The sequence below is a fragment of the Nitrospira sp. genome, assembly GCA_029194675.1.
GTDB lineage: Bacteria > Nitrospirota > Nitrospiria > Nitrospirales > Nitrospiraceae > Nitrospira_D.
Genome location: JARFXP010000012.1, coordinates 19149 through 45968, shown reverse-complemented (window position 1 = coordinate 45968; position 26820 = coordinate 19149). Strand labels below are relative to the sequence as shown.

Below are 26820 nucleotides of genomic sequence, written 5' to 3'. Positions count from 1 at the left end.
GTCGAACAATAGAAATGGATTCACAGGAGGCGTTTATTCCGTCGCGCAGATTGGGAGCGCTCCGGATCGAGCGAGCTTGGTTTGGAGCTGGCGAGAGGAATCGAACCTCCAACCTGCGGTTTACAAACTGTCTCTAGTCCCACCTCAGACAACCTAACCCCACAAGAAACAACAAAAGACGACTCCTCCGATAGGGGGCAAGATGGGGCTAGTTTGTCCTGTCCTGGTAGCAGCGTGGTAGCAGAGGACCCCGAATAGAGTACTACATCATTTTGATTACAAGACTCATTCAGCGCGTGCTCCAAGCATCTAACCACCAACACTCTCTTTTGATCTATTCAACAGTTCGCTGGTGGTTCTGGTGTATCAGAAACAACTCTGCTACATTAGAGGCTGTCGCTAGTGGAAGTAAGGGGGTCCTTCATGCCCACGAAAACATTAGATCAGCACATTGAAACGAGCCTTGATATTGCAGGGGGGAAACCCCGTGTTGCAGGCCATCGTATTACCGTGTGCGATATTGTCATGTGGCATGAGCGGTTGGGGAAAAGTGTCGATGAAATTGCCAGCGACTATGACCTGACGCTAGCTGATGTCCATGCCGCCCTCGCGTACTATTTCGATCATCGCGCCGATATCGACAAAGACATGGCTGAGGGCCAGGCCTTTGCCGAGTCCTTACGCCACGCCACGCCCTCCAAGCTCAAGCACAAGCTGAATGCCGGGAAAAATTAGGTTCTATCTCGACGAACACGTTCCCAGAGCCGTTGTGCAAGGCTTACGCGAACGAGGCGTTGATATCAAGACAGTGGGTGAGGCAGGCCTCCTCAGCGCACCCGACGCCGCGCATATGCAGCGAGCCCGTGCTGAACGGCGGGTGATTTTTACGCAAGATAGCGATTTCCTCCGTCTCCATGCTGCTGGGCATCCTCATTGTGGCATCGTGTATGCCCCACAAGGAACGTCGATCGGAGAGACCATTCATGGTTTGATGTTACTCCACCAGGTCCTCGATGCTGACGAGATGGAAGGACACATCGAGTTTCTGTAAGCACGTCCGGTACCCACTCTCTTTGCCCTCTTTGAGGGTAGTCCTCACGACCTTCCATATGCTTCAGATTTGTAATAGGTCCTCCGGCGGATAGCCTCCCATGGCGCGCCTATCGACCTTTATTTTGTCTTGACGATCACACAAAGACTCCTGCCCTTTTGGTTTCAACTGAGGATCGAACGCGTTTGCACGATCTGTTCAGAACCTTTCGGAAACTGGGTCGGCTGCTCGTCCCATCTGAGGAAGTCTACGAAGACGCCGGTGGCGTCCTACGGCAGCTTCAAGCCGTCCATGGATACCGCTCGGACAGGCTCATTCACTCACCCACGACGTCCTCATTGCGCTGTCAGCCCACGCAATTGGTGGGACCGTCGTGACGCAGAATCAACGGGACTTTCTCGCCATCCAGTCCATCCGTCCCTTCAAACTCAGTCTGGTTTAAGAGTCGCCGGAAACGTCTGATCGTTTCGCACGCCGCTCGTCTCGGATTCTCATCCCTTCTTTACTACAACTAAGGTGCCACTTCCCCTACAGCCTCGAAAGCCGTTCGGTCTTCCACTGCGTTCATCAACCATCTGACGCGTAGTCGGTCGCCTGCTGGCCGACAACTGCAACAAGCACAAGACCGTCTCGAAGCCGACTCGTTGACTCTCTTCCATCTTGGCGAACGAGCTTGGTCGCTTCGGCCTATCTGAACAAGACCTTCTCGCCTCGTCCGTTGAAGCTGCTCTGCCATGCCGTGCTGGTGATGAGCGGGGACCAGCTTGTGGTTTCAGGTCCGGTGCCTGTGGGCATCCGGCCACCGCCCTGGCTTTCCACCGGCAGGCTGCGTCGATCATGCCCGCCCGCCGCGAGAACTCGCGTCGTCTTTCGCGGTCATTCCTCCGCTTCGCGCCCGCCGGCCCGCCAGGTGGCGGAGGCCTCTCTGTCTCCTTTGTCGTCGCTGTGTGGCCTCCACTGCCTCGTGAGAGGCCAACACATCAACTCTAACTAAAGGAGACAACACATGGCACCTCACGACAAAAAACCCAAGCCGGTCACCACGCTTCGATGCAGCAGCATCAAGGCGAGCATCTGGAAGAACGAGGGCATGAAAGGCCCGTTCTACAACGTGACCGTGGCCCGTTCGTACAAGGGCCAGGACGGGGTCTGGAAGAATTCCGAATCCTTCGGCCTGGCGGACCTTGACGCTCTTGTGGCGGTCGCCCAACAGGCGAAACTCTGGGTCACCGAGCGGTCGGGTCGCTGATCGCAGTGAGGAAGCCTCCGGCCTTCGCGTCGGGGGCTTCCTGCATCTGAAGAAAGGAAACAAGACGCCGCGTGAACGTGGCCTGGAGCGCTTCGGTTACAACAGAGCCATCAAATGGATGACCGCTGGCAAGTAGCCAAATGTCATAAAAATCCTTCATTCGGCTGAGCGCTGAATCCAGCTGCACCATCGCCTGAAATTTCTCCGCGATCGCACTCTCAGGAGAGTAGGCCAGAAGATGAGGGTCGGGGAGGAATGCGTGGATGGATCCCAAGCTTCAGGGCTTGAGAGGTTCGTAGCATGCCTCGATGGCGGCGGAACACAGCTTTAGTTTGGCGATCCAGCTCAACGCGCTTCATACGAGTGGATAAATATGCATGCACTTACAGATAAATGCGAACAGTTTTATCCAGACATGGACCACTGCTGGCCAGCTCGAGTCGCGGTTTCTTGATGCTACGCTATTTAATGACCTCCTGCTGACCTTCCTCCGGCCCTTTTCTCATGGAGTTCCAATGGCATGGGATGCGCGGCGAAAAGTTCTGCTCTACATTCTTGACCATGCACGCTGTAGGAATCCCCCGGAAGGCTCTCTGGGCTGAGACTTCTCCAGTCAGGTCTTTGAGGCACCGCGTCTGGAGACGCCGTGCCACATGGGATTAGGCACCGTCGTGTCGCTCCACGCGACTCGATCGTGCCGAGAGAACATCCGTTGCACATCAAGGGGTGTGGCACGCCCGTGGCAACCGCGCCATCGCGAACGATGTCACGCTTGCAGCCGCGCGTTGCCACAGACAGGGAAATTCCGTTGCGCCCCCGCGTGGGTGAGGGGGCGCAACACGATGTTGAGAAGAGGTCGGTGTGCGAGTCCGGTGTCTGAGTCCGTTCATGGTCGGCTTGGCTCTTCGATGGTGATCGAGGAGCCGAGGGAGGGACACCATCACGGGGCGAGGAACCGCCACTGCCGCGTGGTGCGGTCTGAACAAACCGCACCACCACAACAGAAACCTGCATAGCATTTCACTTGTTTCGGTTATTGCGCTTATTTCGATTGACTGCTATACTGCCTTCAGAGAAGAGAGGAGCGCATCCATGACCACGTCGACCAGAGAACCGATTGTACCGACGGCGGAGGATGCCGCGCTCGCGAAGAAAGCGCTCCATGCCTTGGCCTCGCATCAAGGCCAGTCCCTGGATCTCCATGTTCAGATTATTCAGAAGCGGAAAACCCCTGAACGTCTCTTTTTGCCTCCTTCGGCTGTCCGACTCCTCTTCAGCATCCTTGACGAAATGTCGGCGGGCAATGCCGTCACACTGATTCCGGTCCATGCCGAACTCACGACGCAAGAGGCTGCGGACGTGCTGAATGTGTCCCGTCCGTTCCTGGTGCATCTGTTAGACGAGCAGAAAATCCCCTACCGCAAGGTGGGAACCCATCGGCGCATTCTCTTCGCCGATCTCATGCGCTACAAACATCAGATCGACGCGGACCGCCGTGCGACCCTCGATCAACTGACCGAAGACGCGCAAGCACTGAAGATGGGCTATTGAATGTGGCCACCTTCACCGCGCTCTACGATGCCTGTGTTTTGTATCCCGCTCCGCTCCGTGATCTGCTCCTCGAATTGGCGATAACAGATCTGTTTCGTGCCAAATGGTCCTCACACATTCACGACGAGTGGATACGGGCGGTGCTTGAGGATCGACCAGATCTCACTGCGGTGCAGCTCCGTCGCACGAGAGACCTCATGGATCTGCATGCTCGCGACTGCCTCGTTGAAGATTTTGAGGAGTTGATTCCCTCCCTCACCCTGCCAGACTCGAATGATCGGCATGTCTTGGCGGCCGCCATTCGCGGGAGGGCTGACGTCATTGTCACCTACAACCTCACGGACTTTCCCGACAAGGAACTCCAAAAATACGGCATTACGCCCCAACACCCCGATGAGTTTCTGCTGCACCTGTTCAACCTGGCACCGAGCATCGTCTGCGCCGCTGTCAGAACACATCGGGCGAGGCTCAAACATCCTCCCAAGACCACGGGTGAATACCTCGACACGCTTGAACGCCAGTCCTTAACACAATTCGTGGCGGTGCTTCGTTCTTACGCCGGTCGTCTCTGATTCTCATCCCTTCTTTCACTACAACTATGGTGATGCTACCCCGGCAACCTCGTGAGAGCCGTTCGGTCTTCCACTGCGTTCATCAACCATCTGACGCGTAGTCGGTCGCCTGCTGGCCGACAACTGCAACAAGCACAAGACCGTCTCGAAGCCGACTCGTTGACTCTCTTCCATCTTGGCGAACGAGCTTGGTCGCTTCGGCCTATCTGAACAAGACCTTCTCGCCTCGTCCGTTGAAGCTGCTCTGCCATGCCGTGCTGGTGATGAGCGGGGACCAGCTTGTGGTTTCAGGTCCGGTGCCTGTGGGCATCCGGCCACCGCCCTGGCTTTCCACCGGCAGGCTGCGTCGATCATGCCCGCCCGCCGCGAGAACTCGCGTCGTCTTTCGCGGTCATTCCTCCGCTTCGCGCCCGCCGGCCCGCCAGGGTGCAGCGGCCTCTCTGTCTCCTTTGTCGTCGCTGTGTGGCCTCCACTGCCTCGTGAGAGGCCAACACATCAACTCTAACTTAAAGGAGACAAGACTATGGCACCTCAAGACAAGAAACCCCAGCCGGTCACCACGCTCCGATGCAGCCGCATCACGGCGAGCATCTGGCAAAACGAGGGCCTGAAGGGTCCGTTCTACAACGTGACCGTGTCCTGCTCGTACAAGGGACAGGATGGAGTCTGGAAGAATTCCGACTCCTTCGGAGTCGCAGACCTTGACGCGCTGATCGTCGTCGTTCAACAGGCGACACGCTGGATCGCGGAGCGGTCGGATCGCTGACCGTCACGGGAAGCCTCCGGCCCACGGGTCGGGGGCTTCCTGTATCTGAAGAAAGGAAACAAGATGATGAAGAGGTATCAGGAATTTGCGACGCATCTCGATCAGCTGCTTGGCGGTGCCCATAGTGTGCGCATCACGGTGCGTGGCTACATGCCACTCTCGGTCGAGGAGATCGGCGTCAATCCGGACGGGCAGCGGCTGGTATCGCTATGTCACTATGGCGAGCAAAACGGCGACCTCATGCGCGATCCCGACATCGTGTTCCTGTTTCACAACGTACCCGACGGCGCAGCAGCTGAACCGATATCATTTCGGAACGACTACCTGGGGATCGTTCAGGAGGTGTATTGTTATGACGAGGCGGGCACACGCACCCATGTCGTGCCCGCGCTGAAACAAGATTTGAAGAAGTTCGCCGGAGCCTGGTTTGCCACGCTCCGAGAGCAGGGTTTCTTTGCCCACGCCGCGGTTCGAGATATCCTCTCCCCGTGATCTCCTCGATCGGTTCACGGGGCATGATGTAATTAGATCATCAGATCATGCCCCCTTACCGACCAGAACTCTCCCGACCTGCGTCCTCGGGATGGGGGTGGGGGGAGGGCTCCCCTCTCTCCTCTCTTGTTCTTTTCTTCGCGTCTCCGGCCCCGTTCTCCGTTGGGGAGGACGAGCCGATGGATCGAACATCGGCGGCAGGGCGGATCCGTGTGCGACGTATTGCGGAGACGCGGCTGATGCCTCCCTGGGGCGGTGAGGCATGACGCGTGTGGGTGGTGGGTTGGTCTAAATCTGTATCTTCTTTCTTATTCTTTCTTTTCTTTCTTTTTTTATTTTGCAGGATATGGCCTTGAGCCCCAGTTGTCTTACATTGTGACTTTGTTGTATGCTCCCTCCCCATGCCTATTGCCTCATCCGAAAGACGGACCACGACCATTACGGTGGATCTGGGGGAGCTGAAAGTGGCCTGGCAAGCTTGGTGTCAGCAGCAGGGCGTCACCCCGAGCCATGCCCTTCGGCAGGTCTTACGGCAGGCCCTCGACGGGCACGCGACACCGTCTGCTCCGCCTCGGCTACGCGTCACCCGGCGAAGAGAGCGAGCCACCGCCCGCATGAAACTGAATGTGACGCCCTCCGAACTCGCCGCGCTGCGCACCTGTGCCCGGCACGAGGGTTATCAGCCGACAGCCTGGGTGGTCGCGATGATCCGCACCAAATTGACTGGGGATCCCCATGTAGGGCAGCCGGAACTCGCCGCCCTGACCCGATCAAATCAACAGCTGCTTGCCTTGGGGCGGAACCTTAACCAGATTGCGAAAGTCTTGAACACCGCGCCTCAGAACCGGGCCGCGTTTCGAGTCGAAGTCATCACCGAACTCTCTCGCGTGATCCGGGCCCATACCGATAAGGTCTCCGATGTCTTGCGTGGAAGTGTCGCGCGGTGGCAGCTCCAATGAGTCCTGTGATCAGCCAGATCGACCGGCAGCTGGATGAGTGGGGGAGTCGGCTCTTCAACATCTCAACGGAGACCTTGCCACGGCCGCGTCGCAGCGCGCGCATTTCTCTTGGCTCAGCCAAGGCTGTGAGTACCGGCGGACGGCTCAGCACGCCACAGGCTCGTGCGACCTATGTGCGGCGGAAATTACAAGCCATGGTCCGTCGTGCACCGCAAGTCGTGGTGAAACTCGTCAGGGCGCCGAAAGGGATGAAGGGCATCTCGAACAACCTCACCTACATTTCGCGCGATGGCCAACTCGACATCGAGGATCAAGACGGTCAGGTGATTCAGGGAAAAGAGGCGGTGGCCGATCTGAAAGCTGAATGGCGCGATGGGGGGACACCGATCCTCGCGGACTCGACGATGCGCGATGCCTTTCATCTCGTCCTCTCCATGCCGACACAGACTGATCCGCTATCTGTCCAACGGGCGGCGCGTGATTTTGCGATGCGGGAGTTCTCAGGGTTTCAGTACGCGATGGTCCTCCACACGTTTGAGACCGATCCGGACCCGCACCCGTCTCCACATCCACATGTGCATCTGACGGTGAAAGCCGCAGGCCTCGATGGGATTCGGCTCAATCCAAGGAAGGCCGATCTTCAACGCTGGCGTGAAGGGTTTGCGGAGGCCTTACGAGAACATGGCATAGAGGCCACCACGACGAGCCGGGTTCATCGTACGACGCACGAACGGTGGACGGTGCGGCATCTGCATGATCGGACCACACAAGCGAAGCGGCTCGATCGCCAGAAACGAGTCACCCACATGCCACGGAAACAGCGGGAGGTCATGCATCATTACGAGCAGGTCCTGAAAACGCTTGCACGATCCGAGCGAGGAGAGGACCGACAATTGGCTGTGGATCTCGTGCGCTATCTGGAAGGACGAGGCCGGACTCCGGAACCTGAACGGGGGCGAGGGAAAGATCGTGAACGATGAGTGGGGCTGGCAATGACGCTTAACGGAGCACCCCGTGGCCGACTGACGCGCAACATCGACCCCGAAGCCGGTTCAGGCCGACGGCGCCACGGGCGCTTGCTTTTCCTCCGTAACGGGGCTACACTTAATCCTGCCTGACATTCAGACAGTCTGATTATCTCACGTATGGTGGAGGCGTCATGCCCGCAGAAACGAGCAAGGTCGGCAAACGAGGGGCTGTGGTGATTCCGGCCTTGCTGCGGCGCCGTTTTGGTATCACGGAGGGGTCGCTCGTGATTGCCGAGGAACGGGCCGAAGGCGTTCTGATTCGACCGGCTGCCGCATTTCCCCTCGAGATGTATACCCCGGAACGGCAGGCGGAGTTTCTTCTCTCCAATGCAGTCGGTCCGAAGGACTACGCGCGGGCCAAAGAGGCCGTTCGGAAGATGGGCCTCGACGTTCGAAAGATTCCTCACTACAAGCCGGTTCGTTCCTAGTCCGTGGACCGGGTCTTTCTTGATGCCAACGTCCTGTTCTCTGCGGCCTACCGTGTCGAGACTCCTCTTCGCACGTTATTTACACTGCCGCGTACGCAGTTGGTAACGTCGGCATATGCCCTGGAGGAGGCGAAGCGGAATCTCTCATCAGGGCAGCAACAGGCAGAGTTAGAACAGTTGTGTCGCTCCGTCGAGGTGGTGTCGGTCTTGCCGCCACAGGGAGAGCTGTCGATCTTGGCGAAACTCCCAGAGAACGACCGTCCCATTCTCTGGGCGGCGATCAGTGTCCGTGCGACCCATTTGCTAAGCGGAGATTTCAAGGCGTTTGGTCGCTTCTATGGGCAGACCATCAACGGTGTCACCATCATGCCGCCAGCGGCCTATCTCAAAAAGCACCGAGGGTAATCGTCTCGGGATTTGGCGCGTGAACCGGGATTGAGCGAAGTAGCCCCCTATGAGACACAAGCCAGCTCAGCCCGCGATCTTTTAACGCAAAACTCTTCAACGAGCTCATGCTGACTCCCTATCGGGAGGAAAAATTTGAACCGCGCACCGGCCCCTTTCTCTTCGAGTTTCAACGGCACGGGATGTCCAGCGAAGAATTCTGCTCGCGACTGGATGCCTTCTTCAGCCAACTCCCCAAGGATTTTCGCTATGCGGTCGAGATCAGGAATGCAGGCTTGCTGGGTCCTGACTATCGCAAGGTCTTAGAGAGTCATGGCGTCGCGCATGTCTACAATCACTGGTCGTACAATGCCGGCATTGGGAGACCAGCATTACCGAATGGAGGAGCGCTTCATAGCGCCATTCACCGTCCTTCGTCTCCTCACGCCACTCAAGATGTCCTATGAAGGCGCTAAGAAACGAGCAGAACCGTACACGAAGATTGTGGAAGAGCTTCCAGAGATGCGGCGAGATACGGTGGAACTGGTAAAGAAGGCGGTGGGTGAGAAGCGAAAGGCGTATGTCTTGGCCAACAACCGCAGCGAAGGGAATGCGCCGCAGGCAGCGGAGACGTGAGCGTTACCTCTTTCTATTTTGGCTTGTCCTGACACCAGAAGCTTCCCCCCCCAACCGATTGTTATCCCGGCATGCCCCTCATTGGTATCCAAGGATACCATCAAAAAGCAGCCTGACCCCCGAGTTTCTGACGACGAGCAGATAGTTTCGCCTGGCGCTTCGCGTTCGAAATACTTCACTCGTGACACTAACTTCGACCATGCTTTGCAGACATTCAGACAGAACCTGGCCTCCGCTCGACGCCTACTGAATCAACGACTCAGCGCTCAGTGTATCTGCGATTCGAGGAGGTAGGCTTTCAGTTCCTCTGAGTAATACCGAACGATTTTTCTCTCTTCAGGAGACAACGGCGTATTGCCTCCGAGAACCGGAGAGGAAAGGATCGTTTCACAGGAACGGATGAACCCATGGATCTCATGGCGTAACGGAGAGAATGGAGTGCAGGACCCCGACATAGACACCGCCTTTCTCACAAGTGTCAACGGTGGCCTTCCAGAACTCACCGGCAAGATGTGCGCGGGTGCTGTAGCCTTGGGGCAAGACCCCCATTCAATGCACAGGACGGAACGTAGCGAACTTCTGACTGAGAGACATCTTACGGCTGCTGACCTTTCTTGTAGATGACGACCGCTGTAATTACCAACCCAAGAATCACGCCTGCAAATGTCAGCAAGTTTGTATCCATGATGTCTCCTTCCGTGTATCATCTAATAAACACAAGCATAGGGTGACTCGAGCTAGGCGCTTCACAGTGCTCTCCTTTGCGTCCCGGGTCTCACTACGCGAGTTCTTCAGTCGGACCGGTCTTGGCACGGTTCATTCTGGTCCCGAATGATACCCGCCTCGTGTTTGTCGTTGATCACCTCACGCTGAGATGGTCGCACCACTTGCAAGTCGTTCTTCACCGACTTGACTCCATTGATTCCGTTGGCGATACCTTCCACCGTCTGCTTTGTCTCATCAGAACTCACGTTGCCCCGGATCATCACTAAACCCTGTGCACTTTCGACGTTGATCTCTCTTCCCATCACTCGAGCATCAGTAAACAGGGCAATCTTGGTCTTTGTGGTGAGCCAGGCATCATTGAGGGAGGTAGGCTCGTTCGCATTGCCGAGCCCGTTCGCCAATCCTGTCAAGACTAATCCAACGATGACCAACGTCGCGCATACGATCAGAGCAATCCGTGTGTTCATGAGCGCTTCTCCTTCATCCAAGAGAGACCTTGGATCATTAGTCATTGTTCGTGAAAGGCATTCTTCCAGCCAAACCATCTCTTTTTGGCCCGCATGGAGTTCGGAACTGCCATTCCTTCCCTTCGGCCAATTGGCGTTCATAGCCGTTCAAAGAATTGCGGCATCGGAGCGGCGGAGGCTGAGGAATCGGTCACGCTGAGAAGAAGTAGGAAGCGTAAGAGATAGGACAGTCACCGGAGCTGCATATCACCTTGGGCGCTATCGGCGTGAGAGTCAAGCACTATGATGCAGACCTGAAAAAAATTGGGCAATCGCTGCGTCGGTGAAACGGAATCAACAGATGTCTGATGTCTCCGGTCCACTCACCGGGGAATGCTCGTCCGAATAATAAATATAGTTCCATAGAAACAGAGTGTTGCAGCGCATGTGTGAATTCCAAGCATTGACAGCAGTAGTCATGGCTTGTAGGGTGATGTCATGACGTTAAGAACGACGTCGACTGTCCTATCTCTCGCGCATTTACCATCCCTCCGGCGCGTCTGATTCCTCAGTCTCCAGCAGCAGCTTCGAATACCGAGTCTCATCGAATCAAGAGGTGCGCTGTGCGAATACCGAATTCCACGGATTTCGTGTCTCCTGTGCTCATTCATCTAGGTCCATTCAGTAGGTATGCACTGTTATGGATCACATGCACTCCATCACGTGGGTCAGCCCTGGGACGTCCGAGCAGAGACCCCTAACACGTACGAGGAGGTTGTCACCATGAGAATCTCAACTATTACCAAATCTGGAGTTGTCGCCTTGACCATCGTGCTGTTCGCCGCATTGTCGATACAATCGACTCAACCGGTTCAGGCGGCAGATCTGCTTGTAGACAAAGCCGTGGGATTCGCTCCGATCGCAGAGCTTACCGTCACGGCATCGGGTGCTGCGGAGGATACGTTCAAAGCTTGCGTGGCCAGAATTCCTGCATTTGCCAGTGCCGGGCAACGCATGCTGGCTGAACAAAGCTGTGCGGGTGAAGAGGAGGTGAGAAAAACGATGCGAGCGGCACCGAAATTCTGAATGCCGCTCACGGCAGATTCACAAAGGCCGACAGTGGATTCCTGGCCCTGCTTGGATTCAGGAGACTGAGGCGAAGAGCGGGTTGAGGTGAATGAGCACACTCGAAGTGGCACTGAAAAGGAGGTGAGAAACATGTATCAGATTTACAGTTTACTTGCGATTGTCGTGCTCTTGTGGGGCATCACGATTTGGGCCTCGATCCCAGAGGAGCAGGAAGATAGACGGTATTGATTGCACCATCAGACAGCAGACAAGGTGGGATGCAACTCTGTGGCCTGTTTGCCCAGCATAGGGCGGCGCACCTGATGGGTGAAGATGAGGATATGCGTAGTACGTGAGGAGAAATCATGGAGAAAGTTGTCGAACTGGGTAGACATAACCAGACCAACCGATGGTCTTTTTTCCAAGGGATCCTGAGTGACAAGACCATCGGCATGATGGAAGCCCTTGACGGGTTTGGATACTTCACGACCGGACTGAGCTTCCTGGTGGTCAGCATGGTGCTCTTTCTCCGTGCGTGGTACGTGTTTGCGGTGGCGGTGGGAGAAGACCCGGTTCTTGCTGTCCTCGGGCTGGTGCATGATCTCTTGCTGGTGATCATTCTCTTGGAGTTGTTCAGGACCACCATTAATTTTCTCAAAACTAAAGTGATTACCCTGGAACCCTTCTTATATATCTGCGTGATTGCCTCAACGCGGCGTATCCTGACAACCGGGGCTCAAGTGTCGTACATGGGCGAACTGACCGATCTCATATTCAACCGCTATCTCATGGACCTTGGGGCGAATGTGCTGGTCGTGGTGGTCCTGATTGTCGCGGTGTATCTCTCGCGCCGAACTGCTCCCCCGGCCATGATATGGAGGAGCGAAAACAGCTCATCGCACTAGTCTTGCGGACGAAAGAGCGTGGACATGTCAGAGAGAGCCTGGCGGACAGCGCACCAGGTCCAAGAAAGAATACATATGAAGCTCAGAGAGAGATTGACAGGGCACTATCGGGGATTCAAAGAGTGGATCAAGCTGATCACCTTCTATGAGATTGCTGTAGGAATGAAGTCCACCATGAGCCATCTCATTCATTACAAGCCGATAACTCTCCAGTATCCCCACGAGAAACGGGTCTTGCCAGACAACTATCGGGGCATGTTGGCCTTGCTGCGCTATGACGATGGGACCGATAAGTGCGTAGGCTGTGATCTCTGCGAGGCAGCTTGTCCTTCTCGTGTGATCACAGTTGTGAGCGACGAAGTGCCGGGCGAGCCTGTCAAACGATATGCCAAGGAATATTCTATGGACATGACTCGGTGCCTTTTTTGTGGGATGTGCGTCCAGGCTTGCCCAGTTGACGCACTCGCCATGACCCGGGAATATGAATGGGCCGTCTACGACAAGCGCGAGTTATTGCTCAATAAGCAGCAGTTGCTGGCGATCGGGGATCGATCCTTCCCGAACAGAGAGAAACGCCTTGAGTTTCAACATCCCAATCTGGCGCTCTTCAATGTCGGGTTTCCTGGGCAACGAGCCAAGGAAGACCATGCGCTCTCGCAGGCTGGAGCTGGTACAGCTCTAGCGCATTGACTCAACTGTGTAGGCTGCGCATCTCATCAGTGAGCAATTGTGACCAGACTCTCATCCGGGAGGCGCGTAGCATGCACGGACAAAGTTCTACTGTCCGTTGAGCTGATCTAGGCACCGCGGACGGTGCCATGAGGTGTAGGGTCGCTCATCCTAATCCCTCACGTGCGCATCAAAAGAAAGAACACAATGACAACACAAACCAGAAATAAAATTGACTCGATCGCATTCGCAGGACTGTTAGTAGCACTGGCCAGCTTCCTGGTCTGGTTTCTCGTCGCACGATCAGGAGTATAAGCGTCTACGTGCGCAGATCGAGTAGGCAGGAACAGGTCTCACAATGATTAATCGAGAGTCCGTATGAACACGCCACAAAGCGAAAGGACCATGTGGTTGATGTATGGTCTGCCTCCACGTCCCAGTTGCGCGGACTGTCCTAATCTCTTGCGCCTCCTGCGTCCTCTCTAGCGCGATCGATTTCCCAGTCTCCGCCCCTTCGACGTCAGAGCCACTTTGAGATGCAGGCTTTTCCCGTGATTGGAGGCGATGAGTTACTTCCGTGGAGAAGTGTCTCAACATGTGAGTCGGTGAGGACCTAACGAGTAGCTTTACAAACCAGCGAAGAGGAGATGCCATGATTACGATTACAGCGACTGCTGAAGGAAAACTTAGAGAACTCATGCAGGAAGAGAAAGACACGGTCGGCCTGCGCGTATTCGTCAAAGGCGGGGGTTGCCATGGCTACCAGTACGGGATGGCCTTCGAGTCCAACATGAGCGAGGACGATACCGTCATAGAAAAGGGTGATGTGAAAGTGATCATGGACTCCCAAAGCGCCCCGCTGCTGGCCGGCTGCGAAGTCGACTATATGGACAGCGTGCAAGGCTCCGGCTTTGCGATTAAGAACCCGCAGGCGAAAACGACCTGTGGCTGCGGCAGTTCATTCAGCGCATAAGGTCATCACACGGTGCCCCAGATCGCCGGCCACCGCCGTTCGATAGAAAGGGATTACCCATGGACAGTACAGCCATCATCGGAACCACGAATAAGAAGGGACAAGTCATCACCGATCCACACATCATGATGAACGACGCGCCTCGTACGCCGTCGTTTTTTACCGGCAGTGAAGTGATTAAGGAAGCCGTCAGGCGCGCCAATGTCGATGTGATGGTGGCCTATCCCATCACACCCCAGAGCGAAGCGGCCGCCCTCTGCGGCGAGCTCTTTGCCGAGGGATATATCGGCGATTATTTCCGTGGGGAAAGCGAATTTGCGGTCATGTCGCAATGCGCCGGCGCTGCCTTCGGCGGGGCCCGTGTCTTCACGACGACCGCCGGGCCGGGTACCATGCGGGCTATGGAAAACTTTCCGATGTGGTCCGGAGCCAGATTGCCGATCCAATGTATCGTCACCTGTCGCGGCATCAATTCTCCCCTGTCGATCCAGCCGGACACCATCGAGATCGCCTACCTCATGAATACGGGCATGCTCGTCTGGCATGCGGAAACCGCACAGGATTTCTATGACTGGATCATCAAGGGCTACATGGTGTCGGAAGAGCCGGACGTGCATTTGCCCTTGGCCCTCTGTTGCGACGGATTTTTCGTGACCCATACGAAGGACACGGTCGACCTGACGCCCGTCGACATGTGCCTGCCCCCCTATGATCCCTATCGCTCACCCGTCCCCTGCATGGATATGGAATGTCCTCCGGTGCGGATGATGCGCGATCCGTTTGTGATGAAGAGCAACTACATCAGCTATGCCACGCATGCGAGCTGGCAACAGGAAGTCTGGGCCGCTGCAGAGCGGTCGCGCAAACACACGATCGCCTGGCTGGACGGCCTGATCGAAACCGAAGACGTCGACGCCGACATCCTCATCGTCTCCTCGGGAACCGCCGTCTCCCAAGGACGGGAAGCCATCCGCCTCCTGGCCGATGAAGGAATTCGTGTCGGGCTGGTAAAAATCAAAACCCTACGCCCATGGCCGGAAGAAGAACTTCTCGAAGCGACCAAACATGCCTCGCACATCATCGTGCCCGAGTTCAATGTCATCGGATGGCTGGCCAAGGAAATCAAAGCCACGATCCCGAACAGCAAGCGCGTCGTTGCCGGACCCCGCGTCTGCGGCGGCATGACCTTGCCACCGGAAGTGATCGTCGAGGAGGTTAAGAAGGCGATCGGCATGCGATCCGGCGTGCTGGCGGGACGCGGCGGATGAACCGGACACACAGACAGACCAATGGGTAGGCAGTTGACTGAGTAAGAAATATACACATCACCACCGCAACGGCGGACAACAGTGAAAGCGAGGTATCAGATGAGTCTCGATTATGTAAAGTTCAGCCCAGGATTCGAATCCTTCATGCCGAAAGAATATCGGGATATGGTGGAGCACGGGCCCTTCGGAAAGAAGACGACCGTCTCGCAAATGGGAAACTTCAAAGAAATCCTCGAGGAGCATCCGATGTGCGCCGGTTGTGCGATGACTCTATTCATCCGGCTCGCCATCGTGGCATTCCCAAATCCCGAAGACACGATTACCGTCGGGACGGCAGGTTGCGGCCGGCTGGCGATTTCACAGGCTGCGATTCCGTTCGTGTACGGCAACTATGGAGACCAGAACGGCGTCGCCAGTGGACTGTCGCGCGGATTACGAGTTCGTTTCGGCGACAAGCCCAAGGACGTCGTCGTCATGGCCGGTGACGGTGGCACCGCCGACATCGGATTCCAGCAAGTCCTCCACTCCTGGTTCCGGAAAGAGCGATTCACGACGATCATGCTGGACAATGAAGTCTACGGGAATACCGGCGGACAAGAAAGCGGCATGACGACCAGAGGGGCTGTACTCAAGATGGCCCCGCTCGGCAAGAAGTTCGAAAAAATGGACATGGTCGCCATGGCGAAAATCGCGGGCTGCGCCTACATCGCCACCGTCGTGCCGAATAATCCGCGCCGGGTGGAAAGTTGCATCAAGAAGGCCGTGCTGATCGCTCGTGAAGTCGGGCCGACCTATATCCAAGCCTATACGTCCTGCAACATTGAGTATGCGATCCCGACCGACCAGGTGATGGCAGACGCCAAGACCGTTGAAGATGATCGATACAAGTTTGCCGAGTATGTGAGCGAGGATGCCAAGGCCTACTTAGCTGAGCGATACGGGTACAAAGAGTACATCCAGAAACCGGCCGCTGCGATCGCAAAGGCTTGAAAGACAGTGCGACCTGACGCTCTCAGCGCGGTAATGTGGACGGTTGTGCTGGCATCGTTTGGTGAGGGGGTATTGTAGACGTATCGGAATGTTTGTTGAGGGAGGCCTCGCATGGCCAGATTCTTACTGTTCATCAGGAGATCCTGGCTTCGGTTTTGCCATCGAAATCAGGCTGAATCTATCTATGCGTGCATTATCTGGGCAAATACATTGAGAAAGGTGTTGTAGATTCAAATTACGGGAGAACTGTCATGCAATGTCTACGTTGCCAAGGCCTCATGATTGCCGTCCAAATGAGCGACATGGGGCAGCCCTCGGTATCTGGATGGCGTTGTCTCCTCTGTGGCGCGGCGACGGACCGGGGGATTGAGGCAAACAAAATGGGGCACAGTCCACCGGCTCTGAACCGCGCCCGTCTCCAGGGGGCGCTTCCGTTGAGATTGAAGAAGGCTGTGCACGGTAAGCAGCCAATAGCGGTCCATAGGAGGGGGCATCTCAATAATTCCAATGACACGAAAGGGTGAAGAAATGGTTCGGGCTGTCCTAGCGGACATGCAGAAAGTCGATTGTTGAAGCTATGTCAATGGTGATGGATGCCAAGTAGAACAATAGAAATGCCTCTGGAGTCCTCCGTTCGAGAGGATGACACAGGTCGTCGGCTAGAGTGACGTGAAGGCCTCATGAATGTGCCGGACACTCGGTACTAGTCGGTGCGGAAGTGGACTACGCGGATCAGGGAGCGACGTCAGGGCTTGTCATGACGTATGCGACCGCAAAAGATCACATGCGGATGCGGCACTTCGTACAGCAGGTGAGTGCCGACGCTGACCGTCGGGAGGCTGTCGTGAATTTGTGGTGGGATAGTAAATTTGAACATGTCCTGCTCGTATATATGTTTGCATGGGCGGTTGCTCTGTTCGTGAGCTATATGCTGACCGAATAGCAAAGGGTCAACATGAAATTACCGTGACGAAGTTTTCCTGGGAGAAGGTTGAAAGTGCAGCGGGTCTCTCAAGTTTTGAAGCTCTCGGTAATAGTAAAGCGAGGTCGGCCGTTTATTCTCAAACGTCAACGCCCGCAAAAATACGAGTTCCTCCTCCGTTGCATCCCCGCTCAGTAAGGAATTTTGAAGAAATTCTTTCAGCCCAGGCTCTTCCCCTGACGTCTTGTCCGGTCCTCGTTCCATAAACTCGAACGTCTTATGGTGCCCCGGTGCCACCCGACGGTTCAGGACAATTTCCATGCAAAAGGTAGCAAGGTCAATATCCCAGGATTCGATCAAGGGATCGAGGAATGCGATGCAGTTCTCGTCCGAGAGATCGAAGATTGTCGTATCCAAGAATTCCAGTACTCTGACGCGCATCTGCGGATAGCTTTTCTTGCTCAGTCGAGCCACCTTCCGCACCCACGTCGGATTATCGAGTTCCTGCCGAGCGACACTTTTGACGACGCCGAGCAGCTTCTGTGTGACGAACCGCTCGAGTTCGCCGAAGTGCTGTTTCTCGAAAATCTCGCGGATCTGCTTGGTCTTTTTGGGATCACACTTGCGAAGGATCAATTCGCGCACGTTGTGCAGCAAGGGGGTCGGCTGCTCTCCGATCCGTTTCCTGAGCTGGTCGCGGCGCTGCTGATCGGCGAGTTTGGCAAGCTGTCCCTGTGGCAATTTCAGTGCTCGTCCGATCTTCTCGTACATATCGGTCCGGTTCGGCGCCGGTGGGAGTTTTTTCTGCGTCAGCAACTGTGAGATATACGATTCGGTCACGTCGGCCGCACGAGCGAGATCCCGCTGGTCTAGCCTCAACTCTTTCAATCGATTTCTGATGAGGAGCGCAATATCCATGAGCAAACTCCGTGTGTCGAGATTAAAAAAATTAGTTAAGTTTAGAAGTATATAGGAGACATTGCAAGATGCTACTTGACAAGATATTGTTAAGGCTTCTAAGCTTCAACTGTAGCTAGAGGAGAGAAGCGATCGCGGTCAAGGTTCTCCCTCCCTGACGTTTGAGTTACGCTGGCTGTCTCGTCCCTTGCGCGCGCGGCTCTTTCCTGCGCAATCAATTCAGCAGTCTCCGCCGCTTCGACGCCCGAGAGTGTCTTCTGGCTACGATCGTTTCTCACGAGTCGCAATGTATGGTTGTGCCAGCCAGGGGCACATCATGGAGTGGCCTGCACCGAGGGCAGACACCGGGATGTGTAGGGCATGTTCCTCGGAGGCGCTGCATCTCCGGGAAGGAGTTCACGATGTTGTACTACGCGGGCATGTTTGTCTTCTTCGGACTGATTGCCGGGGGCTTGAATTGGGCAGGAATAGCCACGGTTGCGACACAGAGTTCTTGGACCCTGCTGTTGAGTGGGATCGTATTGCTCATGATCCACTTGTTGATGGGACGTCCCCGTCAAGTGTCCTGACCGATCACATTCGCCACAAGCATTTACAGGGAGGAAGATGAATCATGACACCCCAAGAGCAAATCTCAACCATGAAGAAAGCGATCGCTCAAGCGATCAAGGTGATGGCCGACCGGTTTGGATCGACCGAACAGGATGTCGCACGGGCTATCCAGGAGCTGAAGACGTCGATGCAGGATACGTCGGAGCCGAGTCTGTCCGCGAAAGCCGTGCAGGGGGCCAGGCAGCCGGTTATCTCATGATGTATAAGCCGTTATGGAGACGCACTGGTGTCTGCAACTGGAAGAAGTATGAAACATGACTGTTCAATCTCACATTCATAGCCATCTCGACATCACGGATACGCTGGCTCGATTGTATCTCTTTTTGGCCCAAAGCATGGACCGCTGCGTGAGTGAGGCGGTACGTATCAACCATTCAGAGGCCGAGTTGCAGGCGCATCTTGCTTCGACCAGGGCCGCCGTGCTGGTCATGCTGGCCGGCAATCGGGTGGTCAAGGCCAAGGTTGAGCAAGAGTGCAATCGGATCGCTTCGCTGGTGACGGCCTGCCTGATGGGTGGGGCGTCTAAAGAGGTTGCGTGGGAAGAGCTACAAGCGGAGCGGGCTGCGGTAAAACACAAGACCATGGCATTGACGGATCTTCTTGCGGTATTTCGGACGGCATAGCGGGACACTGAACATGGCCGGTTGTCTCGGGCTCAGTTCGAGCGTGAAGCGGTGGGTCCAATGATTACGGAGGATGCTATGAAGACGACAACACGCACCTATGTCTTGACACTGAATTCACCGTCCAGAAAAGGCCTTCGGTTGTGGATGGGAGACAGTATCCATGCCCTGCGTCATTGCTCGGCCAAGCAGATCGGTCTGGCATTACGGGAAATGCAGCAGAGCGTGGACAGTCTGCAGACTCCCGTCTCGCCGTCCGGCGGATCGTATTCGCTGAACCGCGGTCGATAACGGGATGTTCTTGTCGAATGAGTAGAGCGGGATGATCCGGGGAGACTGTGCCGGAAGTGGGCACGAACCATCTGTATGGGCCCTGATGCATGCGCTGAGTACGATTGCGTCATGACGTGGCCTACAGCAGGGGTGGCTCAGTCGATCCAAAAATGGGATGAGGGCGAGGCATGATACGCATACGACCACCATTCAATCTGGACACCTTTCTTAATAAGGCCGACCAGGGCAAAACGATTCTCTCGTTCCCCAAGAAACAGATTCTCTTCGCACAAGGAGATACAACTGAGGCGGTCTTCTATATTCAGACAGGCAAGGTGAAAGTAACCGTGGTCTCGGAACATGGCAGAGAAGCCGTCGTGGCGATTCTTGAGCGGGGGGCCTTTTTGGGAGAATCCTGTCTCGTGGGACAGACGGTCCGTACGGCGACCGCGACCGCCTTGGAAGACTCCCAGATTATCCGCATCGACAAAGCGGTCATGCTCCGCATGCTTCAGGAGCAGCCCCGGTTCTCCGAGGCGTTTATGTCCTATTTACTGACGCACTCGATCCGAATCCAAGAGGATCTGGTGGATCAACTGTTCAATTCCAGCGAGAAGCGGCTGGCGCGGGCGCTGCTGCTGTTGGCCCACTTTGGGAAGGAGAGCAAGCCGGAAACGGTCATTGCCAAGATCAGTCAGGAAACGTTGGCCGAAATGATCGGCACCACCCGTTCACGCGTCAGCTTCTTTATGAATAAGTTCCGCAAGCTGGGGTTCATCGATTACAAAGGTGGGTCACACCGGAATGGTGCATTACACGTGCATAGTTCTCTCCTCAATGTCGTGCTCCACGACTAACAGTACATTGTGAAGGTTCCTGCAGGGTTCCGTTTGCCCTATGCTCGTCCAAGGGAGCTTCACCAACCGACATCTGGGACGCGACGCCAGAGACTCCAGCTACTTTGGCTCCATCGCCTCAGTCCATCCACGCCAGGTCGCCTCTGCATTGCGGTTTTTCGTATTTCTTCAATAGTGAGCAATTCCGAACAGACTGCAGCGGGCAGCTTCATTATGCTGAGTCATAACCGAGAGCTGAAGGTGTCACGATGACCCTAGGCTACAAGGCCAACAGGGAGACCGTGATCAGAATCCTGACGATGTGTTGGCCACGAAAGTGATTAGCATCCTGCGCTACAAGTGCCGTTACTTCGAGACCGCCGAGATCAGCGCTCGCCATGTGAAGGCAGCATGTCACCGAGGTGAGTGACAATGCTGATCAATTGGTTGAACACGCTGTCCAGTTTTGAGGCCAACCAAATTGGTCCCTTGTGCTGCTGCTGATCCAGAGTTATGCAGAATATATCGATGGGGACTCGGTGGGGAGATGCTCGTGGCCGCTCTTCTCGTTGAATCGATCACAGTCGAGCCAGCGCACTCCGTGGTTTTCCATATGAGTTACTGATTTGCAACTCCGAGAGCTGTTTACAGACGTCTCTTAATGCCTGGAGACCAACTATTTATGACATGGGACCCTAAGGAGCCATGGGGCAAGAAGTCGGATCCGGTTGAGGCGGCGCTCAAGCAGGCCAAGACGCAATTCGAGGATCTCTTTCCCTCTGGGGGATTGAAGAACCTTCTTCCCTCTGGCGGCGCGCGGACTATCATCATTGTGGGCGTACTGATTTTCCTGGGTTGGCAGAGCGTGTTTATCGTTGCACCGGACGAAGAAGGGGTAGTGAAACGGTTCGGGGTTCCGGTTCGCGCAGCCGACCCCGGACCGCATTTCAAGATTCCCTTTGTAGAAACCGTCCTCCAGCCGAAGGTCGAGAAACTCTATCGAGTGGAAGTCGGTTTCCGCACCACCCAGCAGGGACGCCAGCAGATGGTGCCCCAAGAAGCCCTGATGCTGACCGGCGATATGAACATCCTCGGGATCGAGTTCATCGTCCAATATAAGATCAAAGAAGCCCGCGACTTCCTGTTCAACGTTGCGGATATCCATGAAACCATCGGAAAGGCGGCTGAAGCCTCGATGCGAGAAGTGGTCGGCAAGAGCAAGATCGACGAGGCCCTGACCACCGGCAAAGCCGTGATTCAAGCAGACACCATGACCCTCCTGCAAACGATCCTCGATCAGTACCATGCTGGGGTACAGATTGCGGCCGTGCAACTCCAAGACGTCGATCCGCCGGAAGCAGTGGCGGCCGCCTTCAAGGATGTCACGAACGCCAAAGAAGACAGAGAAAAGCTGATCAATCAGGCTCAAGGGTACCGCAACGACATTATTCCGAGAGCGAAAGGGGAAGCCGCTGAGCTGGTGAATCGAGCAAAGGGGTTTGCGCAGGCACGCCTGAACCGCGCGCAAGGCGAGGCGAATCGTTTCCTTGATATCCTGAAGGAGTATAGCCAAGCCAAGGACGTGATCAGCAAACGGATTTATATCGAGACGATGGAAGCGATCTTGCCCCAGATGGAGAAAATCATCATCGACGGGAAGGGCGGCGAGCGGGTGCTGCCCTATCTGCCGTTGGATCGTCTCTCCAGGCCAGGCTCAAAGCCTCCGGCCAAGCCCGTCTCACAACCGGAGGTCGAGGAACTCCGGCCGGAGTTACCTTCTACGATCAGATCGAGAGGCCCCGCATCATGACCAAACAGCGACTGTTCATCGCTCTCCTCGCCATGATCATCACGTTAGTTACCCTTGGGGCGTTGCCCCTCTTTGTTGTGGACGTGATCCAAACGGCCATCGTCGTGCAACTCGGTAAGCCCGTCCGCAACATCACCGAACCAGGGCTGTACGTGAAGATTCCGTTCGTGCAGGAGGTGACGTATTTCGAGAAACGGTTGCTCGATTATGATTCAAACGCGCAGGATGTCATTACCTCGGACAAGAAGACGCTGCTCTTGGATAATTTCGCCAAATGGCGGATCACCGATCCGTTGAAAGTGTATCAAGCATTCCAAAGTCAACGGGGGGCGCTTCAACGGCTGAACGATATTATCTATTCCGAGCTCCGTGTTGAGTTGGGCCGACATGAATTACTCGAAATCGTCTCGAGCACGCGGGCCGATATCATGAAGGTGGTCACGGAACGAGCGAATGAGAAAGCGTCCGTGTACGGCATCGAGATTCAGGATGTTCGGATCAAGCGGGCTGATTTACCCGAACAAAACGAGAAGGCGGTTTTTGCACGTATGCAAGCGGAACGAGAGCGACAGGCGAAACAATATCGGGCTGAAGGCGCGGAGGAAGCGCAAAAAATACGGTCGGAAGCCGAGAAAGACCGGGAAATCCTCTTGGCCCAAGCCTATAAGCAATCTGAGGAACTTCGAGGCGGCGGTGATGCCAAAGCGTTTCGGATCTATGCCGATGCCTATCGCCAAGATCCAAAATTTTTCGAATTTACGCGTTCGATGGAAGCCTACAAGATCGCCTTTAAAGACGGATCGACCCTGGTGATGAGCCCGGATTCGGAATTCTTTCGCTATTTAAGGCAACGTTAGCCGCCACTCACGATAAGCTGTATCAGCTTCAACGGATCACCAATACGATAGTTCACTGTTGATCTCTTGGTTGTGCGAGGTCAGCACGACGATCCACCTGCTTCGGACAGGGCTTAGATCGACCAGGAGGTTACTCCGAATGCTGGATTGCATGGGCATCATTCTCTCCTCAATGTTTTACTCCGCGACTAAGGTCTCCATCTGATTCCGCCACATTGATTTCGTAAGTCCGAGCCAGGCCTCCTCCGGCGTTCCCACCATTTTGCAATCATTCCCAACTGAGCAATTGTGAACAGACTGCAGCCGTCCGATCAATCATACTCATCGACCTAGAGAATGTCGTGGATGCGCTTGCCACGGATAAGAAGCCTCGTCCCAATTCGATAGCGATGTACCTGGCGGGCCTATGACAGCAAAACGCATGACACAACAAAGGAGAGCCAGCTATGGGTGAGCGTCATGCAGTCGTTGCCATTTGTAACACACACACCGAGGTTGAGGCCGCTATCAACGCGCTCAAACAAGCGGCCTTCAATGTCAAAAAGCTCTCGATCGTCGGGAAGGACTACCACACAGATAAACACATAGTGGGCTATTACAACACCGGCGATGATCGCCTGAAATATTGGGGCACGGCCATCCCGGGGATCGGCCCGGTGTTGATTGTGGGACCTCTCCTTGGGTGGGTCATTGGTGCGCTTGACGAGACCATCGTAACCGGGGGAATGACGGTGATCGGAGCGGCGCTCAGTAACTTGGGGATTCCCAAAGACAGTGTTCTCAATTACGAAACAGCGCTCAGATCAAGCAAGTTTATCCTGATGGTCCACGGCACGACGGAAGAGGTTGCGCATGCCCAATGCATTATTCAAACGAAACGGGCGCGTTCGATTGACACACACGCGATCGTTGATAGAGGAGCGCGCGTAGTCGCTTAGGAGTGCAGGAAGATTGAGCCTGTAACCCAGGCTATTGTGGCCGGCAGGATGTTGCCGAAGCAATCCGGTCCAGATTGGAGAACAGGAGTGCTGCAGCGGACTTCTGGTGGGGATAAGACCAACGGGGCCGCTGTCCGCAAGGATGGGGTCATGAAGGGAACTCCCATGATGAGAGATACCGCAACGACGGAAGGGAACAAGGCCAACAGGAAAACTGTGATCAGAGTACTGAACGAAGCACTGGCCACGGAAATTATCTGCATCCTCCGTTACAAGCGTCATTACTTCATGACCGCCGGGATCAGTGCTCGTCACGTGAAGGCGAAGCTCCTCCAACATGTGACTGAGGAGCGAGCGCATGCTGATCGATTGGTTGAGCGCATTCTTCAGCTTGGAGGCAAGCCGGAGTTGTCTGCTGAACGGCTGCTGACCCGGAGCCATGCGGAACATATCGAAGGAGAGTCGTTGGTAGAGATGATCAGGGCCGATTTGCTCGCCGAACGGGTCGCGATCGAGGGCTATCGCGACATGATCACCTTTATTGGTTCCAATGATCCTACGACCCAGCAGGTCTTGGAGCGGATTCTGGCGCAAGAAGAAGCACACGCGGAGAGTCTCGCTGGTCTCTTGAGGGAATAAGCCTCAACGCGAGAGGTTCCAATTTGCGGTCGTGCTTGATGCTTCATGTGCGAGTCATGGGGCGCAGAAGGAGGACCTATGGTCTGCCAACGCTGTCGGGGACTACTTGTACGCGAAACATTCGATGATCTGAGCATCAGAACAGACTCGTTCTACACGGCCACACGCTGCATCAATTGTGGGTGTATTGAGGATGCCGTCGTTCGCGCGAATCGTTTCCGCTGTTCGGTTCAAACGCGAGCGATCCGGCGCGAGAGGGTCAGGACGGGCGACGTTGAACGCATCAAGATTCACTCGGAAGAGTATGCATCGATCCGATGAGCGGGCGCTGTTGCTGCCGTGCACCGGGATCGAATTGAACATGTGTCGGGTATTGAGGAGGGATCAACGATGGAACTCTGCAAAGACGACGTGCGAGGCGTATCCCCCATATCGGCGAACGTCATGACCGGTGAGGGCAGTCGGCTGTCTGTTCAACGCAGGCTGGCCAGTCGGAGGATCAGGGTGCGGGGAATCGATTGTCTGTTGACCGATATCCAGGCACAGATTGGAAATCTTCGGCGGGAGAGGATCTATCTGAGACTGGTGCGGGAAGATGTAGCTGGTATGAAAGCCAAGCGGAGAAACGCTTGAACGATGCTCCTGCCAGTTCCACTATGGCGATCGTGGTCTACTGTCCTCCCTATTTCTTCGCCTGAGCTGTTTTGACCAGATTATCAGCGGTCTTCTCACTATGCTGGAGCTTAGATGCTCAGCCGTCCCTCATTCGTGATAGCAAACATCTGTCCGGTGAGAAGAAAGCGTGGCCACAGTGTGCATGGCCACAGAATGATCGAGTGTTTGGTGAATGTGCAAACAAAGGGAGCATGAAGATGAACACAATTCTTATTGTCGTATTAGGAGTGTTGTTTCTTGGCCTCCTTCCGGTCTGGCCCCACAGTAGCAGCTGGGGCTATCTCCCCAGTGGCGGGCTGGGCTTTCTCCTGGTAGTTCTGGTTCTTCTGACCCTGATGGGACGGACGAAACGAGCGCCAACTGTAAAGCCGTAATGGGCCTGAGCGCCCGTGGCTGAGTCTGCCTCTGCAGACGGATCTACGTTCATACGGATGACACGTTCCGATAGGGAGTTGCCCCGTTTAATAGATGGTGCTTGTGCACATTCTCAAGGATGTGAGCGCCCATACTCATAGTCCTGGGATCGTGTATAGGGTTTGTTCCTAGGATGGAGCCTATGATGATGGTCGACATTAATTCAGGGACACTTGACCAGCTTAAGACTCTGGTCGGAATCGGAGACACCTATGCCAAGAAGATCGTGGAGGGACGACCCTATCAACGCACGGATGAGCTGGTGACGAAGGCAGGCATTCCGCAAACGACCTACGAAAAGATGAAGAATCACATTCTAACGAGGCCGAACCAACGCGACCACCGCAAAGTCAGGGCGCGCTGAATCTGACAATCGTCAGCATGCTAAGCCAGCATGGAAGGGCAAACTATCTAAGTCGCGTGACGCGATCACTGTGGGGAAGGAACCTATGAATGTTCAGATGTCCAACAGTACCCCTGGTAGGGGATTCATCAGTTCCAGAACGGGTTTTGGTTTGATCTGGGTGGTGATTGCCTGCCTGGTTGCGCTACTGATCGGAACTCCTACGGCTTCCGCCGAGCAGACTGCTACAGAATCAGTCAAAAGCACCATCAATGAGGTGATCCATATTCTCAACAGTGAAGAGTTGAACCGGCTGGGCCGCTCCGGGGAACGACGTCAGAAGATTGAACAAATTATCAGGCAACGCATCAACTATGAAGACATGGCGAAACGAGCTCTGGGCTGGTCCTGGATAGAATTGACTGACACTGAGCGGCAGGAATTTGTTGCCCTCTTTGTTCAGGTACTCCGCGATACGTTTGCCTGCCGAATTCACAACTACGCTGATGAGCAAATGCTCTACCTGTCTGAACAGCGTGAAGAGAACTTTGCCGAGGTGAGAGCGAAGCTGTCTAGTCCTAAGACAGAGACTCTCCTCGATTTTCGTCTGACGGATGTGTCCGGCCATTGGTATGCGTACGATGTGATTATCGATGGCGCGGGACTGGTGAGCAATTACCATGCGCAGTTCGCCAGCATTATCCGCGACCATTCCTACGCAGGTTTGGTGAACAAGATGAAGGAGAAAGCCCTCGTCGTGAAAGCGTTTGAAACGACCACGGATCCATAGTTCTGCCTT

35 protein-coding genes are annotated in these 26820 nt (G+C 55.2%); 33 read left to right on the top strand and 2 right to left on the bottom strand.

Annotated features, from left to right (window positions below; translation table 11 throughout):
- The first annotated feature begins 423 nt into the window (after positions 1–423).
- The 13 genes from P0120_24515 (at position 424) to P0120_24455 (ending at position 9116) form a co-directional block, all read left to right on the top strand.
- Positions 424–735 (top strand): DUF433 domain-containing protein, encoded by a 312-nt coding sequence (locus P0120_24515; protein ID MDF0677473.1) that lies wholly within the window; start codon positions 424–426, stop codon positions 733–735.
- A complete protein-coding gene (locus P0120_24510; protein ID MDF0677472.1) occupies positions 719–1051 on the top strand; it encodes a DUF5615 family PIN-like protein in 333 nt (110 codons plus the stop codon). The genes P0120_24515 and P0120_24510 overlap by 17 nt, the downstream gene beginning before the upstream one ends.
- Positions 1052–2057: 1006 nt before the next feature.
- A complete protein-coding gene (locus P0120_24505) occupies positions 2058–2300 on the top strand; it encodes a hypothetical protein (protein ID MDF0677471.1) in 243 nt (80 codons plus the stop codon).
- A gap of 1092 nt (positions 2301–3392) precedes the next feature.
- Positions 3393–3851: a helix-turn-helix domain-containing protein gene (locus P0120_24500; protein ID MDF0677470.1), complete on the top strand. Its 459-nt coding sequence runs from the start codon at positions 3393–3395 to the stop codon at positions 3849–3851.
- Positions 3852–3853: 2 nt separating this feature from the next.
- The gene (locus P0120_24495; GenBank protein ID MDF0677469.1) at positions 3854–4423 is read left to right on the top strand and encodes a PIN domain-containing protein; all 570 of its coding nucleotides are present in this window, start codon (positions 3854–3856) and stop codon (positions 4421–4423) included.
- Positions 4424–4946: 523 nt separating this feature from the next.
- A complete protein-coding gene (locus tag P0120_24490) occupies positions 4947–5189 on the top strand; it encodes a hypothetical protein (protein ID MDF0677468.1) in 243 nt (80 codons plus the stop codon).
- 63 nt (positions 5190–5252) lie between these two features.
- Entirely contained in the window at positions 5253–5681 is a 429-nt protein-coding gene (locus tag P0120_24485) for a hypothetical protein (GenBank protein MDF0677467.1), read from the top strand.
- 401 nt (positions 5682–6082) lie between these two features.
- Complete coding sequence (locus tag P0120_24480; GenBank protein ID MDF0677466.1) at positions 6083–6640, top strand: hypothetical protein; 558 nt, start codon at positions 6083–6085, stop codon at positions 6638–6640.
- Positions 6637–7620 carry a hypothetical protein gene (locus tag P0120_24475; GenBank protein MDF0677465.1) on the top strand — a complete coding sequence of 328 codons (984 nt, stop codon included), beginning with the start codon at positions 6637–6639 and terminating at the stop codon, positions 7618–7620. Before P0120_24480 ends, P0120_24475 begins: the two co-directional genes overlap by 4 nt.
- 179 nt (positions 7621–7799) lie before the next feature.
- Positions 7800–8096, top strand: a complete 297-nt coding sequence (locus P0120_24470) for an AbrB/MazE/SpoVT family DNA-binding domain-containing protein (protein MDF0677464.1) — start codon at positions 7800–7802, stop codon at positions 8094–8096.
- A gap of 3 nt (positions 8097–8099) precedes the next feature.
- The gene (locus P0120_24465) at positions 8100–8501 is read left to right on the top strand and encodes a hypothetical protein (GenBank protein MDF0677463.1); all 402 of its coding nucleotides are present in this window, start codon (positions 8100–8102) and stop codon (positions 8499–8501) included.
- Between the two features lie 107 nt (positions 8502–8608).
- Positions 8609–8947: a DUF72 domain-containing protein gene (locus P0120_24460; GenBank protein MDF0677462.1), complete on the top strand. Its 339-nt coding sequence runs from the start codon at positions 8609–8611 to the stop codon at positions 8945–8947.
- Complete coding sequence (locus tag P0120_24455; protein MDF0677461.1) at positions 8880–9116, top strand: hypothetical protein; 237 nt, start codon at positions 8880–8882, stop codon at positions 9114–9116. The genes P0120_24460 and P0120_24455 overlap by 68 nt, the downstream gene beginning before the upstream one ends.
- Before the next feature lie 791 nt (positions 9117–9907).
- On the opposite strand, the gene P0120_24450 is transcribed toward P0120_24455, so the two are convergent.
- Positions 9908–10309, bottom strand: coding sequence for a BON domain-containing protein (locus P0120_24450; GenBank protein MDF0677460.1), 402 nt, complete (start codon positions 10307–10309; stop codon positions 9908–9910).
- A gap of 762 nt (positions 10310–11071) precedes the next feature.
- Between P0120_24450 and P0120_24445 the strand changes: the two genes are divergently transcribed.
- From P0120_24445 to P0120_24415, 7 genes are all read left to right on the top strand, one after another.
- The gene (locus tag P0120_24445) at positions 11072–11374 is read left to right on the top strand and encodes a hypothetical protein (protein ID MDF0677459.1); all 303 of its coding nucleotides are present in this window, start codon (positions 11072–11074) and stop codon (positions 11372–11374) included.
- Between the two features lie 347 nt (positions 11375–11721).
- On the top strand, positions 11722–12261 hold the full coding sequence (locus P0120_24440) for a phosphate-starvation-inducible PsiE family protein (protein ID MDF0677458.1): 540 nt from the start codon (positions 11722–11724) through the stop codon (positions 12259–12261).
- A gap of 75 nt (positions 12262–12336) precedes the next feature.
- Positions 12337–12951 carry an NADH-quinone oxidoreductase subunit NuoI gene (nuoI, locus tag P0120_24435; protein ID MDF0677457.1) on the top strand — a complete coding sequence of 205 codons (615 nt, stop codon included), beginning with the start codon at positions 12337–12339 and terminating at the stop codon, positions 12949–12951.
- A gap of 631 nt (positions 12952–13582) precedes the next feature.
- Positions 13583–13903: an iron-sulfur cluster insertion protein ErpA gene (gene erpA / locus P0120_24430; GenBank protein MDF0677456.1), complete on the top strand. Its 321-nt coding sequence runs from the start codon at positions 13583–13585 to the stop codon at positions 13901–13903.
- A 59-nt stretch (positions 13904–13962) separates the two neighbouring features.
- The gene (locus tag P0120_24425) at positions 13963–15171 is read left to right on the top strand and encodes a transketolase C-terminal domain-containing protein (GenBank protein MDF0677455.1); all 1209 of its coding nucleotides are present in this window, start codon (positions 13963–13965) and stop codon (positions 15169–15171) included.
- Positions 15172–15270: 99 nt separating this feature from the next.
- Positions 15271–16161 (top strand): thiamine pyrophosphate-dependent enzyme, encoded by an 891-nt coding sequence (locus P0120_24420; GenBank protein MDF0677454.1) that lies wholly within the window; start codon positions 15271–15273, stop codon positions 16159–16161.
- Positions 16162–16918: 757 nt separating this feature from the next.
- Complete coding sequence (locus tag P0120_24415; protein ID MDF0677453.1) at positions 16919–17104, top strand: hypothetical protein; 186 nt, start codon at positions 16919–16921, stop codon at positions 17102–17104.
- Between the two features lie 18 nt (positions 17105–17122).
- Here the strand turns inward: P0120_24415 and P0120_24410 are convergent, their stop codons facing one another.
- On the bottom strand, positions 17123–18001 hold the full coding sequence (locus P0120_24410) for a helix-turn-helix transcriptional regulator (GenBank protein ID MDF0677452.1): 879 nt from the start codon (positions 17999–18001) through the stop codon (positions 17123–17125).
- Between the two features lie 401 nt (positions 18002–18402).
- On the opposite strand from P0120_24410, the gene P0120_24405 reads away from it, so the two are divergent.
- The 13 genes from P0120_24405 (at position 18403) to P0120_24345 (ending at position 26811) form a co-directional block, all read left to right on the top strand.
- Positions 18403–18570 (top strand): hypothetical protein, encoded by a 168-nt coding sequence (locus tag P0120_24405; GenBank protein ID MDF0677451.1) that lies wholly within the window; start codon positions 18403–18405, stop codon positions 18568–18570.
- Positions 18571–18614: 44 nt separating this feature from the next.
- Positions 18615–18812, top strand: a complete 198-nt coding sequence (locus P0120_24400) for a hypothetical protein (GenBank protein MDF0677450.1) — start codon at positions 18615–18617, stop codon at positions 18810–18812.
- 55 nt (positions 18813–18867) lie between these two features.
- Complete coding sequence (locus tag P0120_24395; GenBank protein MDF0677449.1) at positions 18868–19236, top strand: hypothetical protein; 369 nt, start codon at positions 18868–18870, stop codon at positions 19234–19236.
- Between the two features lie 78 nt (positions 19237–19314).
- Entirely contained in the window at positions 19315–19527 is a 213-nt protein-coding gene (locus P0120_24390; protein ID MDF0677448.1) for a hypothetical protein, read from the top strand.
- Positions 19528–19697: 170 nt separating this feature from the next.
- Positions 19698–20366, top strand: a complete 669-nt coding sequence (locus P0120_24385) for a Crp/Fnr family transcriptional regulator (GenBank protein MDF0677447.1) — start codon at positions 19698–19700, stop codon at positions 20364–20366.
- Positions 20367–21027: 661 nt separating this feature from the next.
- Entirely contained in the window at positions 21028–22155 is a 1128-nt protein-coding gene (gene hflK / locus P0120_24380; GenBank protein MDF0677446.1) for an FtsH protease activity modulator HflK, read from the top strand.
- The gene (locus P0120_24375) at positions 22152–23012 is read left to right on the top strand and encodes a protease modulator HflC (GenBank protein ID MDF0677445.1); all 861 of its coding nucleotides are present in this window, start codon (positions 22152–22154) and stop codon (positions 23010–23012) included. Before hflK ends, P0120_24375 begins: the two co-directional genes overlap by 4 nt.
- A 446-nt stretch (positions 23013–23458) precedes the next feature.
- Positions 23459–23950, top strand: a complete 492-nt coding sequence (locus P0120_24370) for a hypothetical protein (GenBank protein MDF0677444.1) — start codon at positions 23459–23461, stop codon at positions 23948–23950.
- Between the two features lie 87 nt (positions 23951–24037).
- Complete coding sequence (locus tag P0120_24365; GenBank protein MDF0677443.1) at positions 24038–24589, top strand: ferritin-like domain-containing protein; 552 nt, start codon at positions 24038–24040, stop codon at positions 24587–24589.
- 390 nt (positions 24590–24979) lie between these two features.
- Entirely contained in the window at positions 24980–25222 is a 243-nt protein-coding gene (locus tag P0120_24360; protein MDF0677442.1) for a hypothetical protein, read from the top strand.
- A 239-nt stretch (positions 25223–25461) separates the two neighbouring features.
- On the top strand, positions 25462–25638 hold the full coding sequence (locus tag P0120_24355) for a DUF3309 family protein (GenBank protein ID MDF0677441.1): 177 nt from the start codon (positions 25462–25464) through the stop codon (positions 25636–25638).
- Between the two features lie 182 nt (positions 25639–25820).
- Positions 25821–26042: a helix-hairpin-helix domain-containing protein gene (locus P0120_24350; protein MDF0677440.1), complete on the top strand. Its 222-nt coding sequence runs from the start codon at positions 25821–25823 to the stop codon at positions 26040–26042.
- Positions 26043–26127: 85 nt separating this feature from the next.
- Positions 26128–26811 (top strand): ABC transporter substrate-binding protein, encoded by a 684-nt coding sequence (locus P0120_24345; GenBank protein ID MDF0677439.1) that lies wholly within the window; start codon positions 26128–26130, stop codon positions 26809–26811.
- The last annotated feature ends 9 nt before the right edge of the window (positions 26812–26820 follow it).